Source organism: Acinetobacter sp. YH12096 (assembly GCF_013419215.1).
Lineage (GTDB): Bacteria > Pseudomonadota > Gammaproteobacteria > Pseudomonadales > Moraxellaceae > Acinetobacter > Acinetobacter amyesii.
This window is the reverse complement of the sequence record NZ_VPAM01000009.1, coordinates 72,803-97,023: the sequence shown is the minus strand read 5'-3', so window position 1 is coordinate 97,023 and position 24,221 is coordinate 72,803. Positions and strand designations below refer to the sequence as shown.

The 24,221-nt window shown below is 42.2% G+C and carries 18 protein-coding genes; 12 read left to right on the top strand and 6 right to left on the bottom strand.

All coding sequences use genetic code 11. From position 1 onward, the window contains the following. The first annotated feature begins 40 nt into the window (after positions 1-40). The 4 genes from FTU36_RS05930 to ligA all read left to right on the top strand — a co-directional run bounded on the left by FTU36_RS05930 (position 41) and on the right by ligA (position 7,382). Positions 41-736, top strand: coding sequence for a GntR family transcriptional regulator (locus FTU36_RS05930; protein WP_180021411.1), 696 nt, complete (start codon positions 41-43; stop codon positions 734-736). Between the two features lie 10 nt (positions 737-746). Beyond that, positions 747-4,196 (top strand): chromosome segregation protein SMC, encoded by a 3,450-nt coding sequence (gene smc, locus FTU36_RS05925; protein WP_180117072.1) that lies wholly within the window; start codon positions 747-749, stop codon positions 4,194-4,196. A gap of 1 nt (position 4,197) precedes the next feature. Next, positions 4,198-5,250, top strand: coding sequence for a cell division protein ZipA C-terminal FtsZ-binding domain-containing protein (locus FTU36_RS05920; RefSeq protein WP_180040879.1), 1,053 nt, complete (start codon positions 4,198-4,200; stop codon positions 5,248-5,250). A gap of 98 nt (positions 5,251-5,348) precedes the next feature. Then, positions 5,349-7,382, top strand: a complete 2,034-nt coding sequence (ligA, locus tag FTU36_RS05915; RefSeq protein WP_180117070.1) for an NAD-dependent DNA ligase LigA — start codon at positions 5,349-5,351, stop codon at positions 7,380-7,382. Between the two features lie 240 nt (positions 7,383-7,622). Here ligA and FTU36_RS05910 read toward each other — a convergent pair whose 3' ends face one another. From FTU36_RS05910 to FTU36_RS05900, 3 genes are all read right to left on the bottom strand, one after another. Next, a complete protein-coding gene (locus tag FTU36_RS05910) occupies positions 7,623-9,086 on the bottom strand; it encodes an amino acid permease (protein WP_180042200.1) in 1,464 nt (487 codons plus the stop codon). Then, positions 9,086-10,120 carry a methyltransferase gene (locus FTU36_RS05905; protein ID WP_180117068.1) on the bottom strand — a complete coding sequence of 345 codons (1,035 nt, stop codon included), beginning with the start codon at positions 10,118-10,120 and terminating at the stop codon, positions 9,086-9,088. The genes FTU36_RS05910 and FTU36_RS05905 overlap by 1 nt, the downstream gene beginning before the upstream one ends. Before the next feature lie 66 nt (positions 10,121-10,186). After that, positions 10,187-11,557, bottom strand: coding sequence for a uracil-xanthine permease family protein (locus FTU36_RS05900; RefSeq protein ID WP_078191151.1), 1,371 nt, complete (start codon positions 11,555-11,557; stop codon positions 10,187-10,189). Between the two features lie 173 nt (positions 11,558-11,730). Here FTU36_RS05900 and typA point away from each other — a divergent pair, with 173 nt between their 5' ends. Beyond that, positions 11,731-13,566 (top strand): translational GTPase TypA, encoded by a 1,836-nt coding sequence (gene typA, locus FTU36_RS05895; protein WP_078192340.1) that lies wholly within the window; start codon positions 11,731-11,733, stop codon positions 13,564-13,566. A gap of 290 nt (positions 13,567-13,856) precedes the next feature. Further along, positions 13,857-14,288, top strand: coding sequence for a large conductance mechanosensitive channel protein MscL (gene mscL / locus FTU36_RS05890; RefSeq protein ID WP_078192339.1), 432 nt, complete (start codon positions 13,857-13,859; stop codon positions 14,286-14,288). A gap of 113 nt (positions 14,289-14,401) precedes the next feature. On the opposite strand, the gene FTU36_RS05885 is transcribed toward mscL, so the two are convergent. Continuing rightward, positions 14,402-14,686, bottom strand: a complete 285-nt coding sequence (locus FTU36_RS05885; RefSeq protein WP_180117066.1) for a peptidylprolyl isomerase — start codon at positions 14,684-14,686, stop codon at positions 14,402-14,404. Beyond that, positions 14,683-15,537 carry a bifunctional DNA-formamidopyrimidine glycosylase/DNA-(apurinic or apyrimidinic site) lyase gene (gene mutM / locus FTU36_RS05880; protein WP_180117064.1) on the bottom strand — a complete coding sequence of 285 codons (855 nt, stop codon included), beginning with the start codon at positions 15,535-15,537 and terminating at the stop codon, positions 14,683-14,685. The genes FTU36_RS05885 and mutM overlap by 4 nt, the downstream gene beginning before the upstream one ends. A gap of 388 nt (positions 15,538-15,925) precedes the next feature. On the opposite strand from mutM, the gene FTU36_RS05875 reads away from it, so the two are divergent. The 4 genes from FTU36_RS05875 to FTU36_RS05860 all read left to right on the top strand — a co-directional run bounded on the left by FTU36_RS05875 (position 15,926) and on the right by FTU36_RS05860 (position 21,447). Then, positions 15,926-17,188 carry a carbohydrate porin gene (locus tag FTU36_RS05875; RefSeq protein WP_180117062.1) on the top strand — a complete coding sequence of 421 codons (1,263 nt, stop codon included), beginning with the start codon at positions 15,926-15,928 and terminating at the stop codon, positions 17,186-17,188. Between the two features lie 18 nt (positions 17,189-17,206). Beyond that, positions 17,207-19,312, top strand: coding sequence for a TonB-dependent receptor (locus tag FTU36_RS05870; protein WP_180117061.1), 2,106 nt, complete (start codon positions 17,207-17,209; stop codon positions 19,310-19,312). A 12-nt stretch (positions 19,313-19,324) separates the two neighbouring features. Then, positions 19,325-20,440 carry an NADH:flavin oxidoreductase/NADH oxidase gene (locus FTU36_RS05865; RefSeq protein ID WP_180117059.1) on the top strand — a complete coding sequence of 372 codons (1,116 nt, stop codon included), beginning with the start codon at positions 19,325-19,327 and terminating at the stop codon, positions 20,438-20,440. Positions 20,441-20,517: 77 nt separating this feature from the next. After that, positions 20,518-21,447, top strand: coding sequence for an AEC family transporter (locus FTU36_RS05860; protein ID WP_180117057.1), 930 nt, complete (start codon positions 20,518-20,520; stop codon positions 21,445-21,447). A gap of 73 nt (positions 21,448-21,520) precedes the next feature. On the opposite strand, the gene FTU36_RS05855 is transcribed toward FTU36_RS05860, so the two are convergent. Then, positions 21,521-22,327, bottom strand: coding sequence for a tetratricopeptide repeat protein (locus FTU36_RS05855; RefSeq protein ID WP_111884806.1), 807 nt, complete (start codon positions 22,325-22,327; stop codon positions 21,521-21,523). Between the two features lie 249 nt (positions 22,328-22,576). Here FTU36_RS05855 and FTU36_RS05850 point away from each other — a divergent pair, with 249 nt between their 5' ends. Both FTU36_RS05850 and FTU36_RS05845 read left to right on the top strand, forming a co-directional pair. Continuing rightward, positions 22,577-22,822, top strand: a complete 246-nt coding sequence (locus FTU36_RS05850) for a hypothetical protein (RefSeq protein WP_078191141.1) — start codon at positions 22,577-22,579, stop codon at positions 22,820-22,822. Between the two features lie 207 nt (positions 22,823-23,029). Beyond that, entirely contained in the window at positions 23,030-24,205 is a 1,176-nt protein-coding gene (locus tag FTU36_RS05845) for a sorbosone dehydrogenase family protein (RefSeq protein WP_180117055.1), read from the top strand. Positions 24,206-24,221: the final 16 nt, after the last annotated feature.

Sequence of the window (24,221 nt, the reverse complement as noted above, 5' to 3'; positions counted from 1 at the left end):
ATCTGAACATTGCATCTTATAAAAAAAAGATAGGAACAGTATGCAACAACAAGAAGCGGACAGTTTGTCAGAACAAATTGCCAAACACATCGGTGAACAAATCATTCGCGGTGAGTTGGTCGAAGGCGAGCGTATTCAGGAACTCAGAATCGCGGCCGAATTGGATGTGAGCCGTGGCTCTGTTCGTGAAGCTTTATTGATTTTAGAACGGACCCAACTCATTGAAATCTACCCGCGACGTGGCGCCTTAGTCTCTGAAATGTCGGCTTTACAAGTGCGCTCATTATTTGATATTGCAGCATTATTGTTGGGTCAAATTGTGCATCGTATGGCGGAAACGTGGCGTAGCCATGAAGCTGAGCGTATTCAGTTATTACTTGAACAATTAGACGTAGAAACTCGCCAAGGCAATACCGAAAAGTTTTATGATCTGATTTTTCAGGGCATGGCTCGTCAGCATGAAATGGTGGGAAATACCTACCTGATGCGTTATTACCAAGAATTGTTGCCATCACTCAGACGTAGTTATTTCCTGACACTGAATATTTCACGACGTGAAATACAAGAATCTTTTGATTTGTTTAAATTAGTGACTGATGCAGTTTTAATCAGAAAATCACATCAAGCCACTTTATTTATGGAAGATTTTTGTCGACACTTACGCAACCTTGTGTTGGAATCACTAACACGGATGAAACAAATCGAATTAGCGTGGGCGAGACGTTCACGCCGCTGATCAGGACATTATGCGTTTAAGCAGTTTAAAACTTTCCGGCTTCAAATCTTTTGCCGATAGCACAACTCTAAAATTTGAAGGCAACCGTAGTGCGGTTGTTGGACCGAACGGCTGTGGTAAATCCAATGTGATTGATGCCATTCGTTGGGTTATGGGTGAATCCAGTGCCCGTCAATTGCGTGGTGGCACCATGCAAGATGTTATTTTTACCGGAACGGCAAAGCGTAAACCAGTCGGAATGGCGAGTGTTGAACTGCGTTTTGATAACACCTATGGCAAGTTAGGTGGTGCTTATAATGCCTATACTGAACTGGCAGTTCGCCGTCAGGTCAATCGTGATGGTAAATCCGAATATTTCCTCAACGGCACCAAATGCCGCCGTCGTGATATTACTGATATTTTCTTAGGTACCGGTTTAGGTCCGCGTTCGTATGCGATTATTGAACAGGGCATGATCAACCGTTTGGTCGATGCCAAACCTGAAGAAATGCGTGTGTATATTGAAGAAGCCGCTGGGGTTTCTCGCTATCAAGCTCGTCGTCGTGAAACTTTACAGCATCTAGAACACACCACTCAAAATTTAGAACGTCTCGAAGACATTGCATCAGAACTGAAGTCTCAGTTGAAAACCTTAAAGCGTCAGTCTGAAACGGCGGTGCAATATAAAGAATTAGAAACCCAAATTCGTACTATTAAGATCGAAGTGCTGTCTTTCCAATGTGAACAAAGCACGCGTTTACAGCAAGAATACACGCTTCAGATGAATGAGCTCGGGGAAACCTTCAAACTGGTGCGTTCTGAGCTGAATACTCTAGAGCATGACTTATCTTCCACCAGTGCTTTATTTCAACGGCTTATTCAACAGTCCACCCCATTACAAAGTGAATGGCAACAGGCGGAAAAGAAACTGTCTGAGTTGAAAATGACGCTGGAGCAAAAGCAGGGTTTATTTGCACAAAATTCGGCAAGTTTGGTGGAGCTTGAAAAGCAAAAAGCCCAAACCAAAGAACGTTTACAGCTATTAGAGTTACAACTGGAAACGCTGCAAGAACAACAAGATGGATTTGTTGAACAATTACAGCGTCAAGAAAGCAGTAGTCAGGAACAGACCCAGCAGTTAGCCGATTTGAAAGCTCAGCATCAACAAGCGGTTCAACAATTTGAACAATGCCGTGGGCAAGTTGAAAAGCAGCAACAGCAAAAGCTACAGATGCTGGCGCAGAGTGAACAATTGACCAAAAATATTGGTCGTATTGAGCAACAACGTGAGACTTTGCAACAGCAACGAGGTCAAATTCAGCATCAGGCGCAGCAAGATGAGTTGGAGCAGTATCAGCAAGATAAGCAACAGCTCGAACAACAAATTATGCAACAAGAGCTGGTGATTGCCGAAACGCAAACACTGCTTGCAGCTGCACAAGAACAGCAGGCACAGCACAAAAATACGGTGTTGCAGCTAAAGTCAGAAATACAGGTGCTGTTGTCAGAGCAGAAAAACCTAAATCAATTGATGATTAAAGCTAGTCCAAAGCAGCAAAGTCAGCGTCAACATTTAATGCAGCAGCTGCAGTTGAGCACACAAGGTAAACAGCATGCACAACTGGTCGAGAAATTTTTGTCTAAATGGCTGAGTGCCCAAGTCTTAGGACACAGTGATAATTTTCAAGACAGTCTTGCACGTCAGGTCAAAGGCAATCACCACACAGCAGTACAAGTCGTTGGATTAGACGCTTTGGCGAGGTGGATTGAAGCCCCACAACTTTCGATCTGGCAGCAGGTCGCAATTGCCGAAACATTGCCGATGGCATTGAGCCATCAGGCTAAACTGGCCGCAGGTCAGTCAATACTCACGCTCGATGGTTATCATGTCGGTGCAGATTGGGTGATTGGTTTGGACTATGACGAGGACAGCCAAGCAGGCCAAGGTGCATTGAGCCATCGTATTCGCTTAGATGAATTGACTGAATTACTTGCAGAGCAGCAGTCTAAACTGACACAACTAGAAGGCCAATTGCCTGAGTTGCAAAATGCTATACAGGCTTTACAGCAAAACCTGCAACAGCAACACAGCCAATTAAAAACTTGGCAAAAAGACATTCAAAATGCTGATGTTGCCATTGCGAAGGTACAAAGTTCCAATCAGGCATTTGCATTACAAAAGCAGCAGTTAGAAGATCAATTGCAGCAACTTGAAGCACAGCTTGAAGAAGATGCCATGCAAAAAGACGATTTGGAAATAGATCTGCATGCGCTGACAATGAAGCTTGAGCAAGCTTTGCCCAATTATAAAACCTTGCAATTCCAAGTTGAAGAATTGAGTCTAGCGCTGGAAAGTGCTCAGCAAGTGGCATTACACAGTCAGCAAGAATTGGAAATCGTGCGTCGTCAGTCTGTACAGACGAAACAACAGATTGAATTATTAGAAAAAGACACGGTCTTTTTGAAAGCGCAAACTCAGCAAATTATTGGACAGATGGAACAGGCGAAGAAATTTGTCGATCCAGTACAGTTAGAATTGCCTGCGCTTGAGTCACAGTATTCTGAACAGGCTCAAGTCACTGAACGTTTACAAAAAACCTGGAATGACTGGCAGCTTGAACTCAATAATGTTCAGAGCAAACAACAGACATTGACGGAACAACGCCATTCACATCAACAGCAAGATGAAAAATTGCGTACGCAATTGGAAGAAAAGCGTTTGGCTTGGCAATCCGCGCAGTCTGATTTGCAGCATTATTCTGAACAGCTGAAAGAAATGAACAGCGAAATGCTGACAGGTTTAAGCATTGATGTGGTATCCCATCAGCAAAAACTAGAAAAAGCACAGCAGCAGTTTGATAAATTGGGTGCAGTCAACTTGGCTGCGGCAGAAGAATATATTGAAGTTTCTAAACGCTTTGATGATTTAAGCCACCAAATTGATGACTTGCAAAAGACCGTTGAACAACTGCAAGCCGCGATGAAAAGCATTGATCAGGAAACGCGAAAGCTGTTTATGACCACCTTTGATAAGGTCAATGCAGAGCTTCAAGAGTTGTTTCCGAAAGTATTTAATGGTGGTGAAGCAAGTTTAAGCCTTGAAGATGGTTGGCAATCGGGTGTAAAACTGATGGCACGACCACCGGGTAAACGAAACAGCTCTTTGGCATTATTGTCAGGTGGTGAAAAGGCACTGACCGCATTGGCTTTGGTTTTTGCGATTTTCCGCCTAAATCCTGCACCATTTTGCGTTTTAGACGAAGTCGATGCACCTTTAGACGATGCAAATGTAGGAAGATTTTGTAATCTTGTAAAAGAGCTTTCAGAACAAGTGCAATTTATCTACATTACACACAATAAACTGGCTATGACAATGGCAACTGACTTACTTGGTGTGACCATGCCAGAACCAGGAACTTCAAAATTAGTGACTGTGAATATAGAGCAAGCCAAAGAATACGGTTTAGCTGCGGAGGCATAACATGGAAATCACCACTATAGCTGGGATTGTAATCGCTGTAATTATCATGGTTGTGGGCATTCGAATGATGTTTCGTAAACCTGCAGATGCAGCGCCATCACTTGACACCGAATTACATATTGATCCTGATAGTCAGCAACCTGTTATTCCGCGCCATGTACGCAATCAGTTAAATACACCTGAAACCACGCAACGTGTAGAGCCGACTTTGGCTGAGGAAAAAGTCACAGCGGTTGAAACGACTGAAGCTGTTCAAGCAAATGTAACGCCAGAAGCAACGGCAACGGAACAAGCGGAGCAGAGCGTTGAGGCTACGGCAAAGACTGAGACGACAACGACGGATCCCGTTTCAGTTGAAAACGCTCAAACTGCAACAGAAGACAGTACATTGTCTACAGAAGCAACTGAATCTACAACTGTTGCATCTGTAGCCGCCGATGCCAATGACGCAGCGACTGCTGCGACACACGTTCAGGCTGACGCTGTTCCTGCGGAAAAAGCGCCAGAGTTTAGTGTAAATAGCGCAATTGAAAAAGCTGAAATCAGCGATTTTGATGAAGAAAGCAGTATTTTGGATGCGCATTTACATGAACAAAAAATTGTTGATGAAGAAAGTGCTTTAGCAACTGCGGAAACTTATATCGCCTTAAATGTGTTCCCGGATAGCCGTGCATTGTCAGGTGAAAAAGCATTAAAAGTGTTACTCAAATACGGCCTGCGTTTTGGCGAAATGGCCTGTTTCCATCGCTATGATGAAGAAGGTACAAAGTTATTATTCTCTGTATTGCAAATGAATAATGATGGCGCTGCGCAAGGTTTTGATCTTGAAACTTTATCGACTGAAGAAGTAAAAGGTTTGGCTTTCTTCTTAGCGCTGCCACACAGCGATGTACAAAATGCCTTTGATACCATGGATAGCATTTCACGTCTAATTGCCCGTGAAATTGACGGTACTGTGTATGATCAAAATAACCAAGAATTCACACCGCAGATGCGTGAACATTGGCGTCATCAAGCGATTGATTATCGTCAAGGTCAAGCCATCGAAGTCTAAGCGTCTTTGATTGAAACTCACCGAGTGGGTTTCTATAATAGCAACAGATAATGAAATTTGAGGGCGGAGCATGAACCGCCCTTTTTTATGGTGAATGTATGACACAACAATCCACTGTCGTTGCACAGATGCGACAACTGATTCAACTCTTGGCGAAGCATAACCATGCCTACTATGTCATGGACACGCCAGAAATTGAGGACAGTGAATATGATCAACTTTTTCACCAATTAAAAGCTTTAGAAGAGCAATACCCTGATTTAGTACAACCTGATACACCAACTACAAAAGTGGGTGGAAAGGCCTTGTCTAAGTTTGAATCTGTAACCCATGCAGTACCCATGTTGTCATTGGGTAATGTGTTTAATGCAGAAGATTTATTTGCCTTTGCACGCCGCGTAGAAGAGCGCTTGCCGAATCAAAAAATTGAATATGATGTCGAATTAAAATTTGATGGACTGGCCATTTCTCTCTGGTATGAAAATGGCATTTTAGTCCGTGGTGTGACACGGGGTGATGGTGAAACTGGGGAAGACATTACCCAAAATGTAAAAACCATTCGTAATTTACCTAAAGTACTGACCTCTACACAGACTGAAATTCCAAGTCTGCTTGAAGTCCGTGGTGAAGTTCTGATGCCAAAATCAGGCTTTGAAAAGCTTAATGCTGAAAACGAAGCCAAAGGTGAAAAAACCTTTGCCAATCCACGAAATGCAGCAGCAGGAAGCTTACGTCAACTCGACCCTGCAATTGCGGCTTCACGTCCCTTGGCTTTTTATGCTTATGGCATTGCACAGTGCGAACCACATCATGGTCAAACCACCATGTCTGCAAGTCTTGAGTGGCTGACACAGTTTGGTTTTGCTGTCGGTGAACGTCACTTTATATGTGACAGCATTCAGGACGTACAAGCTGCGTATGAGCAAATGATCATTGATCGACCAAGCCTGAGTGTTGAAATTGATGGCATGGTGATTAAAGTGAATAGTTTGAAACAGCAGCAAACTTTAGGTTTTTTAAGCCGTGAGCCACGCTGGGCAACGGCATATAAATTCCCTGCAGTCGCAGCGCTCACGACAGTTGAAAATATTGATTGGCAAGTGGGGCGTACAGGCACTTTGACCCCAGTCGCACGTTTAAACCCTGTGGCAGTCGGAGGGGTAACGGTTTCCAATGTCACTCTTCATAATATTGGTGAAATTCACCGCCTAGATGTCCGTGTAGGCGATACCGTGAGTGTTTACCGTAGTGGTGATGTGATTCCCAAAGTGGAAAAAGTTTGGCCTGAATTTCGACCTGTAGAAACAGTTGAAGTTCAATTGCCCGAATGTTGTCCTGTCTGTTCTTCACCTGTGGTGATGCCCGAAGGTGAAGCCTTGGCACGTTGTTCAGGTGGTTTGTACTGTGCTGCACAGCGTATTGAGGCGATTCGTCACTTTGTATCGCGTAAAGCTATGGACATTGAGGGCTTAGGCGACCGTTGGGCGGAATCTCTTTTACATTTGGATCTGCTTAAAGATGTTGCTGATATTTATAGCTTGCCTGAGCATCGTGAAAAATTACTGACTATTGAAAAAATGGGTGAGAAGTCGGTTCAAAACCTTATCGATTCCATTGAAAATAGTAAGAAAACGACACTAGGTGCATTTATTTATGCACTCGGCATTCGAGGCGTGGGTGAAACCACGGCACGCATGCTCGCCAATACCTTCCAAACCTTTGATGCGATTCGCCATGCAGATCTCGAATCCTTGAAAAAAACGCCAGACGTTGGTGATATTACCGCTGAATGGATTGTCGATTTTTTCCAAGCGCCGCATAACCTCGAAGTGGTTGATCGTTTGTTGGCAGCTGGGATTCATTGGGATGCACCCGTTGCGCCAAGTCGTCAGCCGCTGAATGGCGAGAGTTGGGTGATTACAGGGACATTGAGTACCATGGGTCGTGATGAAGCGACGCAAATGCTTCAAGCCTTAGGCGCACGTGTCAGTGGTAGTGTTTCGGGTAAAACCAAATGTGTAGTTGCAGGTGAAAAGGCAGGTTCTAAATTAGAAAAGGCTGAAAAGCTGGGTGTACCTGTGATGAGCGAAGACGAGTTTATTGCCTTTGTACAACAGCATAATGCTTCTTAAGTATTGAAAATCAAACCTGAAAACGTAGTTACTTTTGAACAAACGCCTGATGCATTGCATTGGGCGTTTTTATTTGAGCGCTTAAAAATGATCGAATGAGTAGATAAATTGGCGGTTATAGGTGAGACAGCGTACTTTAAATAGACACTAAGCATTTTGTTAAAGCGTGAATGTATTGAGATACAATTTTAGCCATAAAAAAGCAGCCCTGAAGCTGCTTATTTTTATTCAGTGATCACATTATTCTTGATCAACTTTCATTGGTTTTACATCCATTTCTTGATATGAAACCAACTTAGTTTTGTGTTTCCACTTATAACCGAACCAAATGGCAAGGAATAAGAAAATACCAATATAGGTAGAAACAACGGCCAACCATTCACCATCTAAAACGGCTTGATAGTTCTGACCAAGGACTACGATGGCACACAAAACAAAGGCAAACCACGGTGCAAATGGGAAGAATTTTGCACGGTAAGCAAGATCTTCTAATTTATTGCCTTGAGCCAAGTAGCCTTTACGGAAGCGATAATGTGAAACTGCAATACCGAGCCACACAATAAAGCCACACATACCTGACATGTTCAGTAACCAGTTAAAGACCGCTTGTTCACCGATAAAAGTGGTTAAGAAGCACAGTGCCGCAATCGCCGTCGTTGCATAAAGTGCATTCATTGGTACGCCACGTGCATCTAAGCGACCAAAGACTTTCGGCGCACTGCCTTTACGTGCCATATCAAACAGCATACGAGTAGAGGAGTACATACCAGAGTTACCCGCTGATAAAATCGCAGTCAAGATCACCGCATTCATCACCGATGCAGCAAATGCAAAACCTGCTTTTTCATACAGTAAGGTAAATGGTGAAAGTGCAATATTTTCAGTAGATGCTGCTTGTAATAAACGTGGGTCATCATAGGCAATGAGAGTGCCGATAATGAAGATACACACGATATAAAACAACAAGATCCGCCAGAAAATTTGCTTGATGGCAATAGGAATGGTCTTTTCAGGATCTTTCGATTCACCTGCAGCCACACCAACCATTTCAGTCCCTTGGAAAGAGAAACCGGCAATCATGGCCACACCAATCAAGGCAGATAAACCGCCGACAAATGGGGCTTCACCCTTGGTCCAGTTGGCAAATGTTTCTACGCCCGGTGTCAGCATGATTTTGCCAATCATAAACAGACCGATAATGATAAAGGCAACAATTGCGAGCACTTTAACAAGCGAGAAGAAGAATTCTGATTCACCAAAGCCTTTTACGGTCAGTGCATTAATGGCAAAGACGATTGCGAGGAAAATCGCACTCCAGTAAAAGCCCGGAATATCTGGAAACCAGAATTTCATAATGAATTGGACAGCAACCAATTCAAATGCCACGGTAATTGCCCAGTTATACCAATAGTTCCAACCCAAAGCGAAGCCGAAACCACCCTCGACATACTTTGTGCCGTAGGTAAAGAATGCACCCGAAGTTGGGTTATGTGTTGCAAGCTCACCTAAGCTGGTCATCAAGAAGTAAATCATGATACCAATTAAGCAGTATGCGAGCAGGGCGCCACCCGGGCCTGCATTGGCAATGGTTGCACCTGAGGCAAGGAATAAACCTGTACCAATTGATCCACCAATTGCAATCATGTTGAGATGGCGAGCACCCAACTTACGCTGAAGCTGAGCTGGTTTTTGAGTTTCGCTCATCATTGTTCCTTAAGATTTTTTTGCGTGCTCGCAAACAAGACTTTAAATCCTTGTTGGTCGGCTTTGATTGTACATTGACCATAATGCTGCTCAATTAAAGTCGGATAATTGAGGAATCGGTTGGCAACAATCCAAAGCTCACCCCCAGACTTCAAATGTCTGCGCGAAGTTTTGCATAGATTTTCACTGGCATTGTAGTCGGTTTGAATCCCTTGATGGAAGGGTGGATTGCTGACTATGGCATGTAAAAATAATGGAGCATCCTCGATTCCTGTGACCGCTTTAATCTCAAGTTGTTCAGGTTCAAGCAAATTTTGTTCAAATGTCATTTGTGTAGACGCTAGTGCAAAGGCATCTACATCCATGGCAAAGATACGATTTTTAGGATTCAGTTTGGCTAAATAAGCACTGATAACACCCGCACCACAGCCAAAATCTGCAATTTTGCCCGAAGTGATTTGTGATAAATAAGGCAATAAGGTAGCCGTACCCACATCTAAACGGTTCTGGCTAAAGACACCCGGCAGTGCGCAAATCGTGAGTTCACCATTCGGGGTTTCAACTGGATATTTTTGCACCCAATCTTGCAGTGGCTTCAGTGTGACAGTTTTTTCCAATAGGGTTTGCCACATTTGGCAGTGACGCGCGCTATCAATTTTTAGGGTTTTACCAAAGGGCTGTAATTGTTTTGCAGCGCGTTCAACACCGCCTTTTTTCTCACCCACGAGGAAAATAGACGCACCTTGAGCAAGATGACTTGCGACATTGTGTAATAAATAATTTAGCAGTTCTTTTGATTTCGGAACAAAAATAACCGCTTGATCAAACTGACCTTCAGGAAAATCGACACCAAAATGGACGTTTGACTGTTGATTTTGAAAGTACTGAAAATCATTAAAATTCCAGCACCAAATCGATGGCTTAATATTGTCATTCAATTGACTGAGTAAGTCATCTGTCGGTGCATTTACGAAAAGCACGCGATCTTGTAATAAATCGATCTGTCGTATAACGACTTCACTTGTGAGATCCATAGATTTCTCCATCATAAAAAACACTGCCTAGGGCGGAACCTAGGCAGTGTTCTTTGACAAATGAACTTACTTCTTCACTTCAGGAAGAACAATATTCAAAATAAGGGCAGCGATACCACCAGTGGCAACGCCTGAACTGAAGATATTACGGAACAATTCAGGAAGATGTTCAAGGATTTGTGGTACTTGTGCAACACCTAGACCCAATGCCAATGAAATCGCAATGATTAATAGTGCGCGGCGGTCTAAATGAATGCCTGACAAGATATTGATACCCGAGGCTGCTACAGCACCAAACATTACCATCACAGCACCACCAAGCACGGCTTGTGGAACCGCTTGAATGACACCTGCTACAGCAGGAAGTAAGCCTAAAATAACCAAAAGGGCAGCAATCCAAATGCCCACATAGCGGCTTGCAACACCTGTTAACTGAATGACACCGTTGTTTTGCGCAAATACAGAACTTGGGAACGTGTTAAAGATACCGGCAAGGAATGAGTTTGCACCATTCACCAATACACCACCTTTAATACGCTTCATCCATTCAGGACCATCTACAGCTTGATTTGAAAGCTTAGACGTTGCGGTAATATCACCAATCGCTTCCAAGGATGTCACAAGGTAGATAAATGCCATTGGAATGAACAAGCTCCAAGAGAAGCTTAAGCCAAAGTGCATCGGTGTTGGAATTTGAACCAGTGGCGCATCTTTTAAACCATCAAAGTTTAAATGACCCATAAAGCCTGCAAGGATGTAACCCACGACTAAGGCAATCAGGATGGCAGAACTCTTTACCCATGTAATACGTACACGGTTCAGTAAAATGATAAGTGCCAAAACGGTACAAGACATGATGAGGTTGTCTGCATTGGCAAATGTTTTATCGCCCATGGCTTGATAACCACCACCCATGCTGATCAGGCCTTCTTTAATTAAAGTCAGACCAATCAATAACACCACGATACCTGTTACCAATGGAGTGATCAGTTTTTTCACCCACGGTAAGATCCGTGATACGCCCATTTCAATGAATGAACCCGCGATCACCACACCAAAGATAGATGCCATCACTGCTTCTACAGGTGTACCTGCCGCAACCATTGCAGAACCAATACCGATAATAGGACCAATAAAGTTAAAGCTGGTTCCTTGTACAATCAGTAGACCTGCACCAAATGGACCGACTTTTTTACATTGTAAAAAGGTTGCGATACCAGAGATCACCAATGACATCGAAAGAATCATATTGGTGTCTTCTTTTGACACACCAAGTGCCAAACAGATCAGCAGACCCGGCGTCACAATTGGGACAATAATGGCCAATAAATGTTGAAACGCAGCGAGGAAAGCAATAAAAGGTTTTGGTCGATCATTCAATCCATAGACTAAATCGAGTTGATCTTTTGCTTCGGGAGATTGGTTTAAATCAGACATGCGGCACTGAAAATTAAGGCTAGGTGGCGCTATTCTAATCTGTTTACACAGCTTTACAAAACCAAAAGCGTGCCAGTCGTCAAAAAAAATGCGATTGTCAATAAACTGTCACTACTAAAATCTATATTTTTTCTGTATAATTTGCCCTCAAACTTTAGGCGTATCGAATTCACATGTCAGATATTAAAACTCTCCGTAACATTGCCATCATCGCGCACGTCGACCATGGTAAAACTACTCTTGTAGACAAACTTTTACAGCAATCAGGTGCTCTTGGCGATCGCGCAGGCGAGATCGAACGTGTAATGGATTCTGGCGCTATTGAAAGTGAACGTGGTATTACCATTCTTGCAAAAAACACTGCAATCAAATGGTTAGACAAGCGTACTAACACTGAATACCGTATCAATATCGTGGATACCCCGGGACACGCCGACTTCGGTGGTGAAGTAGAACGTGTAATGTCAATGGTTGACTGCGTACTTCTTCTTGTTGACTCTCAAGAAGGCCCAATGCCACAAACTCGTTTTGTAACGCAAAAAGCGTTCGCACGTGGTTTGAAACCAATCGTAATTATTAACAAAGTCGACAAGCCAAACGCTCGTCCAGACTGGGTAATTGACCAAGTATTCGATTTGTTCGACAACCTTGGTGGTTCTGACGAACAGTTAGACTTCCCAGTTGTATATGCTTCAGGTCTTCGTGGTGTGGCTGGTCCATCTCCAGAAGAACTTGCTGAAGACATGACTCCATTGTTCGAAACAATTGTAGACATCGTTGAACCACCAGCGGTTGACGTTGACGGTCCATTCCAAATGCAAGTGTCTTCACTTGACTATAACAGCTTCGTAGGTGTTATCGGTGTTGGTCGTATTCAACGTGGTTCAGTGAAATTAAACACTCCTGTAACTGTAATCGACAAAGACGGTAAAACACGTAACGGTCGTATCTTAAAAATCATGGGTTACCATGGATTAGAGCGTATCGATGTTGAATCAGCTTCTGCTGGTGACATCGTTTGTGTAACGGGTATTGATGAACTTCATATCTCTGACACAATCTGTGATCCAAAAGCAGTTGAAGCTTTACCTGCACTTTCTGTAGACGAACCTACAGTATCGATGACTTTCCAAGTAAACAACTCACCGTTTGCTGGTAAAGAAGGTAAATTCGTAACTTCACGTAATATCCGTGAACGTCTAGATCGCGAATTGATTCACAACGTAGCATTACGTGTTGAAGATACTGACAGTCCTGACCGTTTCAAAGTATCTGGTCGTGGTGAGCTTCACCTTTCAGTTCTTATTGAAAACATGCGTCGTGAAGGCTTTGAAATGGGCGTATCACGTCCACAAGTAATCATTAAAGAAATTGATGGTGAAAAACAAGAGCCATACGAAAACGTAACGTTTGACGTTGAAGAGCAGCACCAAGGCGCTGTAATGGAACAAATGGGTCACCGTAAAGGTGAAATGACCAATATGGAAGTTGACGGTAAAGGCCGTATCCGTATTGAAGCAACAGTTCCTTCACGTGGTTTGATTGGTTTCCGTTCTGAATTCTTAACTATGACTTCAGGTACAGGTATCATGACTTCTAGCTTCTCGCACTACGGTCCTATGAAACAAGGTACTGTTGCGAAACGTCAAAATGGTGTGTTGATTTCTATGGTTCAAGGTACTTGCTTGGGCTATGCACTATTCAGCTTACAAGACCGTGGCCGTCTATTCGCTAAACCTCAGTTAGAAGTTTATGAAGGTATGATCGTTGGTATTAACTCACGTTCAGACGACATGACTGTTAACCCAACTAAAGCGAAACAGCTAACTAACGTACGTGCTTCTGGTACTGATGATGCGTTGACTCTTGTTCCGCACATTGAATTTACGCTTGAACAAGCGCTTGAATTTATTGAAGACGACGAATTAGTTGAAGTAACGCCTAAGTCAATCCGTATCCGTAAACGCTGGTTGACTGAAAACGAACGTAAACGTAACCGTAACGTTTAATTTTACAGTTTCAAAAAAACCGCTGACTTAGGTTAGCGGTTTTTTTATGCATGGGCGTTTTGAATAAAAATGCAAAAATTGAATGACTTTATTCATTTAATTCGACATGCATAATTTTGATAAATCCTTTTTAATAGAATGTATTACCAAAATCAAAAATGTTTTGTGTGAATTTTTATACATGGTATTTAGAATCTAATATAAACCAAGTAAATTAGGTGGAAATAGTTATACAGATATAATGTATACTTCGTCACAAAATTAAAGCTGAAAAAATTTCTGGAGATCACATGAGTATTATTCAAGAATTTAGAGAATTTGCCGTAAAAGGCAACGTGATGGACTTGGCTGTAGGTGTCATCATTGGTGGTGCTTTCGGTAAAATCATCGATTCCATGGTAAAAGACATTATCATGCCTTTTATTTCTTGGATCCTTGGTGGTGACGTTGATTATTCAAATTGGTTCTTAGTATTGGGCGATAACCCAAACAATTTAACCACGCTAAAAGCAGCACAGGATGCAGGCCTTAATGTTTTGGCTTACGGTAACTTCTTAACTATCTTAATCAACTTCTTGCTTTTGGCATGGGTCGTATTCTGGTTAGTGAAATTGATGAACAAATTGCGCCGTCAAAAAGTTGAAGAGCCAGCTCCAGAGGCGACTCCAGAAGATATCGAATTACTTCGTGAAATTCGTGATGAATTAAAACGTAAAGGTTAATCCTTTAGCATTTAAAACGGCACTTTGAAGTGCCGTTTTTTATTGAATCCCTTCCGACCTCCATTTTAAAAAGGGAGGAGAATTCCTTCTTTTCAAAGGGGGGATTTAGGAGATTAAAAATCCATCCGGAATTTAATTTCCAGTAAATGCCAGCCAAACTGGCTTTTGATTGGGCCATGTAGTTCACGTTCGGGCAAAGTAAAAACCGCCTTATCAATTGGACCAACCAGTTGGCCTTTTTTAATGTCGCCAAGCTCACCGCCTTTTTTACCCGAAGGGCATGTCGAATGCTGCTTTGCAATTTTGGCAAAGTCCGCACCGCCTTTGATTTTCTTTTTCAGTTGCTCACATAGTTCTTTATCTTTGATTAATATGTGGCGAACAATCGCAGACTTCATGCGTTATTTCCTTTCACGGTTTTCTTAGTCAGCATTTTAACCTTTTTTAAAGGCTGACACTCTGGGCAAAACACCGATGCACGTTGCCCTAGTTTGATATTTTGCAAGATGGTTTCACAGTTGATGCACATTTCACCGGCACGTCCGTAGGCGAGCAGAGTTTGTTGGAAATAACCATTTTCGCCCATCGCATTGGTGTAATCACGTAACGTCGAACCGCCTAAATCAATTGCCTGTTTTAAAATACGTTTGATTTCGATGACCATTTTTTCAACTTGTTCAAAACTCAAACTTGATGCAGGCTGCGCAGGGTGTATGCCTAAGTTAAATAAGCTTTCCGTTGCATAGATATTGCCGACACCAACCACAATATGATTGTCCATGATCGATACTTTGATACTGGTCTGCTTATTTTTAAATTTTTGGAATAAGTATTCAGCATTAAAGTCATCACTCAGCGGTTCAGGGCCAAGCGTGTCAATCAGTTTGCTTTGAGACGATGCATCTAACCATAAAATACAGCCAAAACGGCGTGGATCGTGATAGCGCAATTGCATATCTTCAAAATGAATCACCAGATGATCATGCTTTCGTAATGCTTCATGACCTTCACAAATCCGAAAACTGCCAGACATGCCCAAATGCCACAGCATGCAGTCATGTTCAAATTCAGCCAAAATATATTTTGATCGACGGCTGAGCTGAAGCAGCTTTTGTCCGACGAGTTTTTGAATGTCGTCAGGAATAGGCCAACGCAGGCTCGACTGAAAAACCTCAACTTTGAGAACCTTTTCGTTCAATAATGGCAATAAACTGGTTTTAGTGGTTTCTACTTCTGGTAATTCAGGCATAAAGGTCGAAGCAATGGATCATTCAAGTTATGCATACTATTGGGTCTAGCCCTACATAATGCAAGTTTCATCGCGGCCTAAGGGAGTGTATGAATAGGTTATTGATTATTAATTGTGAGAATAGTAAACCAATAAGTCACGATGATGAGTTCGAATAAGCGATCAGAATTTTAAAATTTAATTTTCAAAAATATAAGATATTGAAAAATAATCACTAAAAATATTGCATAACAATAGATTTATTTAAAATCATTTATTGATAAATTAAAGTTTTGTTAATGATAAAAATAATGCTGAGATAGAACGTGAAAAATTATGTAATTTTTGCAACATTAGATTTCAAGCCTTGTGGCTTGTCTAGAGACTCTCTCCAGATTTAGGTTTTACCATGAAAAAATACAGTCTAGCTCTTCTACCTGCATTTGTTGCAGCAGCCATGACACATGTTCACGCCGCAGAAGCATTCGACACTAAAGGTCAGTACATGCTCGGGGATTGGGATGGTAAACGTACCGAACTTGCACAACAAGGTGTGAAGTTTGAGGCCAATATTGCTGCTGATGCTGCCTATCTTGCCGATGGCGGTCGTAATCCGGGACATTCAGCAACGGTAGCCAGCCAATTGTGGTTAGGTACACAGCTTGATATGGAAAAACTCGCAGGTTGGGATGGCGTGACTGTGCGTGCTGTAATGACTGCTCGTCAAGGTCAAAGTACCTCAGTTCGTGATTTGCAAGGGGATGTTCCTCAATTGGCAAATGCACAAGCCAATTTTGGTCGTGGTAATCAGGACAGTCGCTTAACTGAATTATCGATTGAAAAGAATTTTAAAGAACAAGGTATTAGTGTTAAAGCCGGTCGTCTTGGTGTCGGTATGGACTTTAACGTGATGGCGTGTGATTTTGCCAGCAATGCCTTTTGTGCTGCACAAATGGGTAAATGGCAAGGTTCTATGTGGATGAATACTCCAGTTTCACAATGGGGTGGACGTGTGAAATACCAAGCAACGCCAGAACTTGCGGCACAAGTCGGTGTTTATGAATTTAACCCTGACAATGGTAATGCCAAAGCAGAAGGTCAAGGTTGGAGTCTAGATACAGATCATGCTGATGGCGTAACTATTCCCGTAGAATTGGTTTGGACACCAAAATCATTTGTAAATGGCTTACCGGGGAGCTACCGCTTTGGTGCGATGTACAACACTGCAGATAATGTAAAAAATCAAAAAGACATTATTTCGGGTGAAGCTGAAGATCGTACCTTTGGTGGTTGGGTCGCGATTGAGCAACAGTTAACGTCTACTGGTGAAGGCAAACGTGGCTTGCATAGCTTTGCTAATTTTACTTGGCATGATCGTGTCACCACAAAAGTTGATAACTCACAGCAGTTGGGTTTGAAATACATTGGATTGGCCGATCGTTTACCAAACGATATGGTTGGCTTGGGCGTGAACCGTGTGCATGTCAATGATCGACTTTCTGCTGAGAAATTTGATGCAAGCGCAGAATATAATGTCGAGTTGAACTATAGCCATAACCCGACGAAATGGTTGATGATTCGCCCAAGTTTACAATATGTGATTAACCCAGGCTCAACAAATCGGGTTGATGATGCTTTCCTAATTGGTTTAAGCTCTAAGGTAATATTCTAATGTCAAAATAGGTGCTCTATGCAAAGTAAATTTAACGTCACATCATTTAAGACACATTTACTTTGCCTAACGGCATGTATTAGCCAGCAGCTGTATGCAGAAACAGGTTCTACGGAACCTGTTTTACTTCCTGAGATTACCATTGAAGCACCACGAACCAATACCACATGGTTAAAAACACCGGCATCGGTCTACCGGGTACAGCAGGCTGAAAATAATAACAATACGGGTGTGAATCTGTCTGAAACCTTAAAAGGTGTGCCCGGACTACAACTGAATAACCGTGAAAACTATGCACAAGACTTGCAACTGTCTATGCGAGGCTTTGGCGCACGTTCAACATTTGGTGTGCGTGGTATCCGTTTATATGTTGATGGAATCCCTGCGACCATGCCGGATGGTCAGGGACAGACATCAAATATCGATATGAGTAGCTTAAATCATATCGAGGTATTGGGTGGGCCATTTTCCTCTTTATACGGTAATTCTTCGGGTGGGGCAATCTTAACAACAACCAAGCAAGGTACTGGAAAAGACTCTATCGAACTCGGCTATTCGGGCGGCAGTCATCATAAAAGTCGTGCTGATATTGTGCTGCAAGGTGGCTCAGAACGGGCCAATGAGCCTAGCTATGTTGTCAGTTCTTCTTATTTTGAAACTGATGGTTACCGTGATCATAGTGCTGCAAATAAGGTACTCAGCAATGCAAAACTGACTTGGGATCTGGATGATGGTTCCAAGGTCAATTGGATTGTGAATCATGTGGATATCAATGCCGATGACCCACAAGGTCTGAATCGGGAGCAATTGCGTCAAAATCCGAAACAAGTTAATGATGCCAATAATACTTATGATGTACGTAAGGAAATTAGCCAAACTCAAACTGGGTTGACGTGGAAAAAACCATTGAATGATCAGCATGAACTTAATGCAATGGTATATATGGGGCAACGTGATGTGGTGCAGTATCAGTCCATCCCCAAAAATCCACAAAATAATGCGCGCCATGCAGGTGGTGTGATTGATTTTAGCCGTGATTATTATGGAACAGATATTCGCTGGACAGGCAAAGACCTCTTGCCGAATACGCGTTTTACTGCAGGCCTTGCCTTTGATTATATGGATGAAGACCGTAAGGGCTATGAAAATTTTGATGCCAATGGAAATTTTGGCAAGAAAGGCAATATTCGTCGAAATGAAAATAACACCTTGTGGAATTTAGACCCCTATGTACAAGCTTCGTGGAATTTTTTACCCAATTGGACTTTAGATACAGGGCTACGATATAGCAATGTTCATTATGAATCTGATGATAAATATGTCGTGGGTTTAAATAAGGATGACAGCGGTAAAACTGACTATGACAAAGTTTTACCTTCAGCAGCATTAAGTTGGAATATTGCGCCTCAACTGAATGCCTATGTCAGTTATGCCAAGGGTTTTGAAACACCCACCTTTACAGAAATGGCCTATTCTAAAGATGACGGCATGAATTTTGATTTAAAACCAGCCAGTAGCGATAACTACGAGCTTGGGCTTAAATCACAAAATGCATGGGGGAATTTCACTGCAGCGGTATTCCAAAGCAAAACTCAAGATGACATCGTCTCTGCAGGAAGTATCAATGGTCGTGCAATCTATAAAAATGCCGATAAAACCTTACGTGAAGGTGTTGAGCTTTCATGGAATAAACAGCTATGGCGAGATTTAAGTGCGCAAGCAAGCTACAGTTATATCGATGCTACATTTGATGCCGCAATACCTGACAGTGATGTCGTCAGAGGCACCTATATACCGGGTATTGCCAAAAACCAAGCGTTTGCCGCACTGAATTGGCAGCCAGATATTGGCTTTAATGCCGGCCTAGATATTCGCTATATGGATAAAGTCTATGTCGATGATGCCAACAGTGATGCCGCGTCGAGCTATACCGTGGTTTCTGCCAACGCAGGTTTTGTGTGGAAACAAGCTGATTGGAAAGTTAAAACCTATGTACGTGCAGATAATTTGTTTGATGAGAACTATGTCGGCTCAGTGATCGTCAATGATGGAAACGGACGCTTCTTTGAACCCGCTGATGGTTTGAATTGGAGTGCAGGATTAAGTGTGACCAAAGCCTTCTAAAAGGAGAGTGATGTGGCGTTGTTATTTCAACCAATTCAGTTTGGAACATTGGGGCTGAGTAATCGAATCGTGATTGCACCCATGTGTCAGTATTCAGCCAATGAGCAAGGGGAGTTAAGCTATTGGCATGAGCAACAATGGGCGAATTATGCCTTGTCAGGTGCCGGACTTTGTATCGTCGAGGCAACGGCTGTACAGGCAGAGGGGCGCATTAGCTATGCAGACCTCGGCCTTTGGAATGATATGCAACGCGCACAGATGAAGGCACTATTGGCCAAGGTGAAATCACTTTCACCTATGCCATTTGCTATCCAACTGGCACATGCGGGTCGTAAGGCATCGACAGATAAACCTTGGGCAGGACGTGGACAATTACCCCCAGATCACCCTCAAGGATGGCAAACTGTTTCAGCAAGTGATTTGCCCTTTAATGCCACAGATCATGCCCCCCATGCTTTAAGCCGAGATGAAATCCAGCAGATCATTCAAGACTTTGCCGATTCAGCAAAACGTGCAGTAGATGCGGGCTTTGACTTAATTGAGCTACATGCTGCACATGGTTATTTGCTGCATCAATTTATGTCACCATTGTCGAATCAACGTAGCGATGAATATGGTGGCAGTCTGGAAAATCGCATTCGGCTGACGCTTGAAGTGTTCCAAGCCATGAAAAATACCGTTCCTGAAGATTATCCAATAGGGGTACGTATTTCCGCAACTGATTGGATGGAATATACTGAAGCACCGAGTTGGGATCTAGACTCGGCTGTTGGTTTGTCAAAAGCGCTTGCACAACTAGGCACAGCCTATATTCATGTTTCTAGTGGCGGCTTAGATGTTGCGCAAAAAATTCAATTACAAGCCAGTTATCAAGTGCCCTTTGCAGAAGCTATTAAGCAAGCCGTTCAGGTTCCCGTAATTGCTGTGGGTTTAATTACCGAAGCAATGCAAGCCGAAGGCATCTTACAATATGGCATGGCAGATGCGATTGGTCTTGCTCGTGCAATTCAATATGACCCGCGTTGGCCATGGCATGCTGCTGCAGAACTCGGTGAAAATTTAAAAATTTCTCCGCAGTACTTACGCTGTCAGCCGCATGCACAAAGAAGTCAATTTACGGCTTTCTAATTTTCAAAATAGAGGTCCGATCCACACTCTCAGGTTGAGGGTGTGGATGGAAGAGTCTATTACACAGGATATTTCGTATGGTCTTTGAGGTGATTGGTCCAATCTTTTTTCTTTTGGCCTTGGGATATCTGTCTGTAAAATGCAGTTTATTGAGTAAAGAACAGGTCGGAACCATTGGTGCATTTGTGATTAAGATTGCACTGCCGGCTTTGTTTTTTCAGTCATTAGCTTCTAAAGATTTGCATCAAATTTGGTATCCCGGCTATTTCTTTGTTTATACCGGAGTCACGTTTTTACTGTATGGTATGGCCTATTGGCTATTGTCGACACATTTTAAAAATAATATGTCGCAAACAGCGGTACTGTCATTAGGCGCTGGCATGTCAAATACAGGCTTAATTGGCACTGCAGTGCTAAGCTTGTTGGTCGGTCAAAATGCGATGACCTATACCTCACTAATCGTCATCATTGAAAGTGTGCTGCTGATTCCAACGGTGCTGGTCCTTGCGCAATTAGGAAGTTCACAGCAAAAAGCCAATATTGGCGACATCATCAAAAATACCTTATTGACCCTGTTAAAAAATCCACTCTTTGCAGGGGTAATGCTGGGGATTGGTTTTGCAGTTTTCCAAATTCGTTTACCTCATCAAATCAATGATGTACTGGCGATGTTAGGTCAAACGGCTTCACCACTGGCGCTGTTTGCTATTGGTGGGGGAATTGTCGGTATGAGCTTAAAGTATGTGAATGCTCAGAGCTTCTATTTGGTGATTTCAAGCAACTTGGTGATGCCTTTACTGACTTATTTAGGCTTACGCTATTTGACCGATGTCAGCCAAGAGATGTTATATGCAGGGACGATTATTGCCGCATTGCCGATGCCGACGATTTTTGCCATGCTAGGACAAGTGTATGGCTTAAATGAAAAGACCTTAACGCCTTTATTGATGAGTACAATTTTGGGTTTTGTCGTAACGGGCGTATTAATCAGTTTGTGGTGGGCGTGATTTTGATCAGATCAAGATTTGCATTAACCTATGAAAAAAGCCCTGCATATGCAGGGCTTTTTTTAATGCTTAATTAACTCTTTTTCGCATTGGCTTTAGGTGCTTTAGCTTGTTCAGCAATCATTTTATCCACGGTTGCCAAAGATTCTTTCGCTTGCGGAATATTTTCTTTGGCTAATGCGCTAAATATTTTTTTAGCTTCAGGCAAATTTTGCGGGATGATATTGCCATTTACAAACATATTGCCTACCGCCATCAATGCAGGGACATAGCCTTTTTTTGCTAACTCTTGAATGCTATTTAGACCTTGCTGAATAGGCTTTTCATTTTTAGCTTTAAAGCCCGCACTGATGTCATAAAGTGCTTTGGCATGAATCGCAGGGTAGTTGCCTTTTTTAATCAGCGGATCAAGTTTGCTGAGTGCCAATTTATCTGACTCAGGTTTATTTTCTGCAAAAAGTAAAATGGCATAGTCGATGGAGGCATCGTCAAAACCTGCCGAAGATGCGCGTTCTAAATATTGTTTGGCCTTATTGGTGTCTTGTTTTAAGCCCAGTGTGCCCGTTGCATAATTTTTACCTAAAACATAGTTAGCAACAGGGTAGCCTTTGGCTGCAGCCTGTTCATAGAGTTGGATGGCTTTTTTCTCATCCTTCGCTACGCCTTGACCTGTTTGAGTAAGATAGCCCAAATTATAAATGGCCTGAGCATTACCTTTTGCTGCAAGCTTGCTCAGTGTTTGGTAGGCGCCATTCATATCTTTGGCCTTGACCATGGCTTCCACTTTAGCAAATTCAGGATCGACGGCATCTGTTTTAGTTTCAGCAAAAGCCAATTGAGTGCTCATTGCCAAAATGCTTGCAAGTAGGATTTTTTTCATCTTAAAACCTTTTGTAAATCATGCACATAATTCCGTTTATGTGTTTTGGTGGTTATTTTTGTCGGTTTTTACATCATAGGTAGATTTACGTAAATGTAAAGTGAGGAATTGTGATTTAAAGCGTTTTTATAAAATAATGTTGATTGCCGTTAGCACTTTAAATGCTACGACTTTATTGCATCAAAAGCCTTTGCAAAAAAGCAGGACTCTGATTTAATCGCGCATTGTTATTTTCTCAGAGGCAGCGCGATGTTTATTAAAGGCATTAAACGCAATTACGATAAAATTAATGCAGATGAATCGATTGCAGATGAAGATAAAATTGATGCGCTTTTGATGAAACTGGGTGCAGAGTTTTTAGTCAGTAAAGAGGATCGTGTTTATATTTTCAAAAAAGGCGATTTGGAAGCTAAATTTGATGCTAAACATGCGCGCGCCTATCATTTTAAAGAATATGTATGCAAAGATATGAATAAGTTATTTCATGGATTTTGATTAAAATCATGATTTAAAAACGAAAACGTGAGGGGGAATAAAGTTCCTCCTTATTTTTGTTTGTTGTGTACTGCACCAGCGTATGTGATTTAAAAAACCTTAATTTTCAAAAGTATAATATTTTCTAAAAATATAAATTGAATAAAATAGATACAAGGCATCTATGATGAATACAGATATACATGATTCATTGAGATGTATTTAAATATGATAAAAATAAGCGCCATCTTGATCCTTGGTTTCGTCTGCTCAATAACCAGTTGGGCTCAACAACCCAAGCTTGTTCCGCATCCAATCCATTTAAAAAATGGCAAGCAGTTTTCTTTAAATTTGCCTGCAAATTTCGAGATCATTCCTGCTGCTGAAGGTCTCAAACGGGTACGCTTTTTTGCGCAAGCGCCTGATCGCAGAATGTTTGTCACGGATATGTATGATCTAACAGATAATAAAAAAGGTACTGTGTATATATTGGATGATTGGAATGCTGACACAGGTAAATTTGGCAAAATCATTCCTTATTTGACTGGTTTGAGAAATCCAAATTCAGTTCAGTTTTATACCGATGCTCAAGGACAGGATTGGCTTTATTTGGCGGAAACGCACCAACTGACACGACAAAAATTCAACAAAGGAGAAACTCAGCCTTCGAGTAAGGCAGAAGTTTTAGCGACATTTCCCGATTATGGTTTGAGTTATAAATATGGCGGTTGGCACCTGACACGGACGATTGCAGTCGGTGGAAATGGAAAGATTTATGTGTCGGTTGGCTCGAGTTGTAACGCCTGTGTAGAAAAAGAAAAAGTGCGAGCATCCGTCATCGAGATGAATCCTGATGGTTCAGAGCAACGGATTTATGCGACAGGTTTGCGTAATGCAGTTGGATTAAAATGGATCGGTAGATTTCTATTTGCGACCAATCAAGGTTCTGATCATTTGGGAAGTAAAAAGCCAGATGAAACTTTTTATGCGTTAAAGCGGGATGCCGATTATGGCTGGCCCGCATGTTATTCATGGCAGGGCAAAGTCTTGGCGGATGCTAAATTTAAACGTGCATCAGGCTGTAAAAATGTTCCATCGCCCTATGCTTATTTTCCTTCGCACTCCTCTGCATTGGGTTTTGATTATTTTGATGACCCTCATACCGATGCCACCATTAAAAATACATTTTTAGTGGCCTTGCATGGCTCTACCGACGAGGCGATTGGTCATGGCTATCAAATTGCAATTATGCGTAAAGGACAAAAACTTGAAACCTTTATGGATGGCTTTTTAGTCGGGAAAACGGTGCATGGGCGACCAGCAGATATTTATAAAATCGATGAAAAATCTTTTTATTTTTCGGATGATCGGGCAGGGGTGATTTACTATGTGAGAGAAAAATGAGTGATAAAAAGCCAAA

Excerpts from the sequence above, each read along its gene's own strand:
- FTU36_RS05930 (WP_180021411.1), top strand. The coding sequence starts at position 41 with ATGCAACAACAAGAAGCGGACAGTTTGTCAGAACAAATTGCCAAACAC.
- smc (WP_180117072.1), top strand. The coding sequence starts at position 747 with ATGCGTTTAAGCAGTTTAAAACTTTCCGGCTTCAAATCTTTTGCCGAT.
- FTU36_RS05920 (WP_180040879.1), top strand. The coding sequence starts at position 4,198 with ATGGAAATCACCACTATAGCTGGGATTGTAATCGCTGTAATTATCATG.
- ligA (WP_180117070.1), top strand. The coding sequence starts at position 5,349 with ATGACACAACAATCCACTGTCGTTGCACAGATGCGACAACTGATTCAA.
- FTU36_RS05910 (WP_180042200.1), bottom strand. The coding sequence starts at position 9,086 with ATGAGCGAAACTCAAAAACCAGCTCAGCTTCAGCGTAAGTTGGGTGCT.
- FTU36_RS05905 (WP_180117068.1), bottom strand. The coding sequence starts at position 10,120 with ATGGATCTCACAAGTGAAGTCGTTATACGACAGATCGATTTATTACAA.
- FTU36_RS05900 (WP_078191151.1), bottom strand. The coding sequence starts at position 11,557 with ATGTCTGATTTAAACCAATCTCCCGAAGCAAAAGATCAACTCGATTTA.
- typA (WP_078192340.1), top strand. The coding sequence starts at position 11,731 with ATGTCAGATATTAAAACTCTCCGTAACATTGCCATCATCGCGCACGTC.
- mscL (WP_078192339.1), top strand. The coding sequence starts at position 13,857 with ATGAGTATTATTCAAGAATTTAGAGAATTTGCCGTAAAAGGCAACGTG.
- FTU36_RS05885 (WP_180117066.1), bottom strand. The coding sequence starts at position 14,686 with ATGAAGTCTGCGATTGTTCGCCACATATTAATCAAAGATAAAGAACTA.
- mutM (WP_180117064.1), bottom strand. The coding sequence starts at position 15,537 with ATGCCTGAATTACCAGAAGTAGAAACCACTAAAACCAGTTTATTGCCA.
- FTU36_RS05875 (WP_180117062.1), top strand. The coding sequence starts at position 15,926 with ATGAAAAAATACAGTCTAGCTCTTCTACCTGCATTTGTTGCAGCAGCC.
- FTU36_RS05870 (WP_180117061.1), top strand. The coding sequence starts at position 17,207 with ATGCAAAGTAAATTTAACGTCACATCATTTAAGACACATTTACTTTGC.
- FTU36_RS05860 (WP_180117057.1), top strand. The coding sequence starts at position 20,518 with ATGGTCTTTGAGGTGATTGGTCCAATCTTTTTTCTTTTGGCCTTGGGA.
- FTU36_RS05855 (WP_111884806.1), bottom strand. The coding sequence starts at position 22,327 with ATGAAAAAAATCCTACTTGCAAGCATTTTGGCAATGAGCACTCAATTG.
- FTU36_RS05850 (WP_078191141.1), top strand. The coding sequence starts at position 22,577 with ATGTTTATTAAAGGCATTAAACGCAATTACGATAAAATTAATGCAGAT.
- FTU36_RS05845 (WP_180117055.1), top strand. The coding sequence starts at position 23,030 with ATGATAAAAATAAGCGCCATCTTGATCCTTGGTTTCGTCTGCTCAATA.